General features: G+C 49.4%; 7 protein-coding genes. All 7 read right to left on the bottom strand.

The window, feature by feature from the left end:
• Positions 1–422 precede the first annotated feature (422 nt).
• A complete protein-coding gene (locus R2I50_RS09880) occupies positions 423–878 on the bottom strand; it encodes a hypothetical protein (protein WP_316608975.1) in 456 nt (151 codons plus the stop codon).
• 19 nt (positions 879–897) lie between these two features.
• Positions 898–1,305: a dockerin type I repeat-containing protein gene (locus R2I50_RS09885; RefSeq protein ID WP_316608976.1), complete on the bottom strand. Its 408-nt coding sequence runs from the start codon at positions 1,303–1,305 to the stop codon at positions 898–900.
• Between the two features lie 23 nt (positions 1,306–1,328).
• Complete coding sequence (locus R2I50_RS09890; RefSeq protein WP_316608977.1) at positions 1,329–2,057, bottom strand: hypothetical protein; 729 nt, start codon at positions 2,055–2,057, stop codon at positions 1,329–1,331.
• A gap of 3 nt (positions 2,058–2,060) precedes the next feature.
• On the bottom strand, positions 2,061–3,518 hold the full coding sequence (locus R2I50_RS09895; RefSeq protein WP_316608978.1) for a nucleotidyltransferase family protein: 1,458 nt from the start codon (positions 3,516–3,518) through the stop codon (positions 2,061–2,063).
• Complete coding sequence (locus tag R2I50_RS09900) at positions 3,511–3,771, bottom strand: PqqD family protein (RefSeq protein ID WP_201428029.1); 261 nt, start codon at positions 3,769–3,771, stop codon at positions 3,511–3,513. Before R2I50_RS09900 ends, R2I50_RS09895 begins: the two co-directional genes overlap by 8 nt.
• Positions 3,772–3,963: 192 nt before the next feature.
• The gene (locus R2I50_RS09905) at positions 3,964–4,122 is read right to left on the bottom strand and encodes a hypothetical protein (RefSeq protein ID WP_316608979.1); all 159 of its coding nucleotides are present in this window, start codon (positions 4,120–4,122) and stop codon (positions 3,964–3,966) included.
• Positions 4,123–4,146: 24 nt separating this feature from the next.
• The coding region (locus tag R2I50_RS09910) for a hypothetical protein (protein WP_316608980.1) at positions 4,147–5,337 on the bottom strand (1,191 nt) is incomplete at its 5' end.

Here is a 5,337-nt window from a genome sequence, read left to right on the forward strand (position 1 = left end):
ATCCTTTCGAATTGGTTCCGCAAACTCAATTCTACTACAGAATCGTCACTGTGGACTCTTTTATTTTATTGTTGCAACTTCATTTTACAATGCGCCTACAAATCTTTTTATCAAGGATTAGTATAAAGCAGGGAAGGCTGTATTATCGGCTCTCTCTGCTTCTTTGCAGATGAAAGCTGCAAAGAATGCCCCGGGATAGGTACGAATGGACATTAGACAAAAATTCCGCAGAACGGTAAGATCTGCGGGCTTTTATTGGTGCCTTCAAGGCGTGAAAATAAATAGGCTGTCGCAAAACTGAAAGTTTAGCGGCAGCCTATTCGCGTTATTTTATGCGTTACAGAGTGATGTGTGTATTGTTTACCGCAAAAGTGATGCTTTCGGCGGCGATCCGAATACGTTATACGTTGGCTGTGATCCTTTTAATCCGGAATGAACGGCAGTTCATACTTGCCGAAGGAGGGCTGGGGAACATCAGCGTGGGAATCAGACTGAGGTTTTGAAGAAGTTCCGCTCTTGGAGCTTTCTCCGCTTTTGCCTGAATCGGAGCCGCTGCTCTTCTGTGAGCTTTCACTGTTGCTCCCTGCATCGGAGCCGCCGCTCTGCTTATCAGAGGCGGATTTGTCATTTTCGGCATTTTTCTCGTCAGAATTCTTTTTTTCGGATTTCTGGTCGTCGGACTTCTTGTCATCAGCGGTTGTTTCGGCCTGATCGGACTTTTTGTCCGACTTTGCCTCAGTCGCTTTGTCGGCTTGTTGAGTTTCGGTGACGGTAGAAGGAGCTGTCTCAGTGTTATCCTTCTTTTCCTTTCCGCAGCCTGCCAACATGCAGACGATCAACATAAGTGCTGCGATTAACGAAATGACTTTTTTGCTCATTGTAACCTCCATAGATGTATCAGTGACTCGGAATAAACGGCAGCTCATACGGGTCGCGTGTCGGCGTCGGTGTTGTGGGAGCTGCCGTTGTGGGAGCTGCCGTTGTGGGCGTTGTAGGATCGGAATAGCCGATAATCTCGTCGATTTGATAGGGATTGTCAAAACCTAACAGATACCGCTGAATCAGTGTTGCGTCTGTGATATCGACCGTTTCGTCGCCGTTTACATCGGCAGCCTGCTCGTCAAGGTCATAGTCCTCGATCTCGGACAAAACATACTGAATAAGCGTCGAATCCGGAAGCGTGACTTCACCGTTGCGGTCGGCATCACCACGCAGACGATTGTCGGCCGCATATGTTGAAGGGAGCGTGTAAACGGCAGTCAGTATAAAGAGCAGAGCGATAACGATTGAACCTATTCTTTTCATATTACACCTCCGGTTATGCCTGCTTATAAGACCAGATCGATTTCATCTTTGTTGCTGTCAGAATAAACATAATGACCCATTCTGGGCTTTTCTTCGATTTTAGGAGCGGGGAGAATGAGTCCCAGCGCTGTGCCGGCGAAGCCGCCGCAGAATAAAACTCTGCCGAGTAAGGTTAGCCTTACGCCCAAATCGATCAGCATATGATATTTGAGGATCAAAACTACTTCGAGTATCAGGGATACTATAAACAAGATGATCACTATGACCATCATAACGGTCACGGGAGTGCGCGTGGCGTTCGGCTTTCGGTTTGTTTTTAAGATCAGATAGCCGATTGTCAGCATAATCGTAGCAAGCTGCGACATTAGGAATACCGCAAAGTACATCTTACCGGGCGTTCCGCCGGTATTCAGGAAGTCGATAATGATAGGCGCGTTAAACAGCCTTGTGACGACCAGGCCCAGAAATCCGGACACAAGCAGTATGGAACGCAGCGTTCTGACTGCGTAGGTATCGGAGAACACCAGGAATGACGCAAGGGAGATGAGGAAGTAGATGGCGACTCCGATCAGTCTGCCGACTCTGTTGACGTCTATCATAAAAGACAGAAAAGTCTGGTAGGCGGCAAACAGCAGAAATGAGAAGGCGGTCAGTATTCTGATCGTGTTCTGGAATTTCAGGTTGTGAAAAATGTTTTCTTTCTTTGTTTCGTTCATGTTTTCGTTCATGTTTTCGTTCATGTTTTCGTTCATATTCTATCCTTCTTTTTTAAAGCTTTTGACTCTGTATAATTCGCGTAGTATTCCTTTTGGGTGCGTGACTGCGCCCTTGAGCGGGCGGTAGATCAACAGCAGCGGATATAGCGCTTTATGCTTAGCAAAAAAGGGATACTGCTTTTGCAAAGAGTCTCCGGAGAGGAAAAAGCGTTTTTTCAGATAACGCAGCTTTGAAGCCTTGCTGTCATCGTTGTTTAGATTTTTGACCAGCTGATTGTGCTCAAGCGTTTCAAATTTACCTTTATATCCCGACATAATCAGGTAAACAAAGTCCTTTTGATCCTCTTCATCCGGCTCGCCGACGGTGAAGAGACTCTGTGACATGCGGCGTATCTTTCTCTCAAAATCGGCGATCTTGAGCTTTTGGAGCTCTGCGTCGAGGTATTCGCGATCTAAGTTGGGGTGGGCACGCCGGAAAACATAGATATCAAGCAACGAGCGCAGACCGGAGCCCGCGTGGGTATAGTGCTTGTACAGGTGGCAAAGGATATAGAGGTAAAAGTCCTCGTCCGTCATTTTAAGGCCGTATTCACTCCCCGGCAGGGGAAGGAGCTTTTCACGGATATGTTTGTAGTACCTGTCCTGATGGGGGAGCACATCCTTATCAAACAACGAATGATGCATTTCAAACTCGAGCGTCGGGGGCTTAGAATAGACGTCGTGGTTAAACCTACCGTACATCTCACAGGTATAGCCTAAGCGCTCCATGATCTGTCTGACCTCGGGCATCTTTGTGTTGTCGACCAGAATATCGTTGTCGCTCATTTCGCGCATGGCGGATTTCGGATAATCGTTCTTGAGCAAAATACCCTTCAGGGGCAAATACCAGATCCCCGCTTTCTCAAGCTCCCGCGTAATAGCCGCGCGTTCTATTTCAAAGAGCGTCAGCTTGCGGATGGCTTTCTTCTGAGCTTGGTTGAAGGCGTAGGGGAGAGGGATGGTTTTCTCGAGAGCGTAGGAGACGGCAGCGGTGAGCATATGCTCGCGGGATAGGCGGTATATCTCCGCCATATCCATGCCTTTGACCCTATCCGGGTCAGGGGTCTCTTCGTTTACAGCGCAGGAGAGCAGATAGATCAGTTCCTTTGCGATCCGTACGGTGTACTCCTCCACGGTCTCAACGGGATATGTCCTACCGTTGCGGACGATGCCGGTCAGTACGCCGATGATATGACGGTCGGTGATCCCTTTTTCAGCTATCGCGCGGTTATCGCCCTTCATCGTGTATTTGCCGTTCTTAAGAGCGACGATACGGTGCATGATATACTGACCGCTATCCCGCTTATAGAGCGGGACGTCGCCGACCTTCAGCGGTTCTGTGACGGCGTTAATCACCAGCAGATCACCCTCGCGGATGATGGGAAACATGCTGTCGCCGACATTTGTATAAACCAGTCTGCCCTGCTCGGCGATGACGTCCTCGAACTTTTTATTCATCTATCGCGCCTATTTCTTTCAGACGAGTTATCGCTGCGGCTACATCGGCGCGGATAACCTCTCTGTCGCCGTCAAAGCGCTCGCAGAGGACGTCGACGATCTCTTCTTCGGTGACGTCGCGGGTCAGACACTCGGCAATTACCGAGAGGGTCTTGTTACCTTGTATCAAGCCGTGGAACTCGGTACCGGCGACGGGGACGATTACCGCCTGGCCGTCGATCTGATGGGGGATAAAGCATTCGTTTAATTTCATTAATACACTTCCTTGACGCTGACATTCAATAAAAACTCAATAATCGTTTGAGTTTTTATTGAATACCGGCATAGCTGTCGATACATTTTCTGCGCCGCCGTTCTGAGTAAAGCGCTCAAAACGGCGGCGCATTATTCGTTATTCTTTACGGAACAACATTTGTTCAGCGATCAAATTCGCTGCGCAGTAGGATTAGATTCCCAGCGGGAGGCCGAGGCCCTGCTCAAATCTTCCCATATGAGTGGAATGCTGGATCGGTACGGGAGGCTCCTCACCGGAAGTGGTGATGATATCCTCTGCATCGAACTGAGTCACGTCTATAACCAGACGCTCGTAAGTCTCTTTATTCATAGTTTATCATTTCCTTTCCGATAATTAACCGAAGTAAGCGTTAGCCGCCTGGTTGTACAGGTACAGAGCCTTTGCGAGGTTCTCAGCGTCATCGCCCATGCCGCTCTCCAGAACAGCCGCAGCGTAATCGAGGACAGAGTACTGGAAGCTCTCACCGCCGATGGAGAAGTCATAGAGCTTATCGAGATCGGCAGCAGCGATATTTTCCTTCTGTACATAGTGGAACCATTTATCCTGTACGGCAGTATTGGGAGCAAAGTCGTCTTTCTCATTTACATTGTTGAAGTAATGTCTGATGGTGTTGCCGTCCAGGAAGATCACGCTGGTGGTGGTCCACTCGCCGCCGATCGCGGTACCGATAGCACGGAGCTGTTCAACAGTAGCGCCGCGATGACCGTTCGTAGTCTCGACTGCGCCGATGATCTTAGCGCTGGTGACGTTATTCATCTCGGTTTCGATAGCAGCAAGATCAGCTGCAGAGAGACCGGCGTTAGCAAGCTTTGCGGGCTTGTCTACGAGCTGGCTCTCAAATACCTTCTGAGCCATTGCGCCGTAGTTGAGCATTTCCTTGACCAGAGTCTTGGTTTTTGCGTTATAGTTGCCGGCGATGATGGTCTCGGCGTATTCCTTAACGCTGTAAGTATCGGTTTCAGCCAGAGCTTCGCCGTCTCCGACATATACTTTAGCTTTGATCTGGTTCGCCATCTGAGCAGCGTTGACCGGAACATAAGCCATGACCCAACCGTTAGCGTCGGGAGTATGATCATTATCCTTCAGATCAACCACAACAACGTCATCACCGTAGTGCTTATCGGACTCTGTAGCTTTGCTGTCCCAAGTGAACGTAGCGGTAACGCTGGAAGCGTTAGCATAATTCGGGATCGCGTTGGTGTTGATGTAGAAATTGAGGTTGATGTTACCATCGAGAGAGATGGAGTGACCCGGGAAGAGATCCTGAACCTTAGCGAGAGTGCTGGTGCCGTCGCCGTTGGATACCCACTCGAAGCCTTCGGGAGCTTCCTTAGTGAAGTTATCAGCCTTGGTGACCTTGTTATGTTCGCCGACCAGAGCCTGAGCAGAAGCGTCGACTACGATATTGCCGGTCATGCTGCCGCCCTCGAGGGTCAGGGAGAAGCCTTCCTTCGCGTCGCCCTTAGAAGCAGAAATCTCAACGTCGCCGTTGATCTGGCTGTTGCCGGTAACGGTAACGTGTAC

This window comes from uncultured Ruminococcus sp., from assembly GCA_902785355.1.
In the GTDB taxonomy this organism is placed as follows: Bacteria; Bacillota; Clostridia; order Oscillospirales; family Acutalibacteraceae; genus Ruminococcoides.

Bases quoted from the DNA above. Each gene is read 5' to 3' on its own strand.
- R2I50_RS09885 (WP_316608976.1), bottom strand. From the start codon at position 1,305: ATGAAAAGAATAGGTTCAATCGTTATCGCTCTGCTCTTTATACTGACT.
- R2I50_RS09895 (WP_316608978.1), bottom strand. From the start codon at position 3,518: ATGAATAAAAAGTTCGAGGACGTCATCGCCGAGCAGGGCAGACTGGTT.
- R2I50_RS09880 (WP_316608975.1), bottom strand. From the start codon at position 878: ATGAGCAAAAAAGTCATTTCGTTAATCGCAGCACTTATGTTGATCGTC.
- R2I50_RS09900 (WP_201428029.1), bottom strand. From the start codon at position 3,771: ATGAAATTAAACGAATGCTTTATCCCCCATCAGATCGACGGCCAGGCG.
- R2I50_RS09905 (WP_316608979.1), bottom strand. From the start codon at position 4,122: ATGAATAAAGAGACTTACGAGCGTCTGGTTATAGACGTGACTCAGTTC.
- R2I50_RS09890 (WP_316608977.1), bottom strand. From the start codon at position 2,057: ATGAACGAAAACATGAACGAAAACATGAACGAAAACATGAACGAAACA.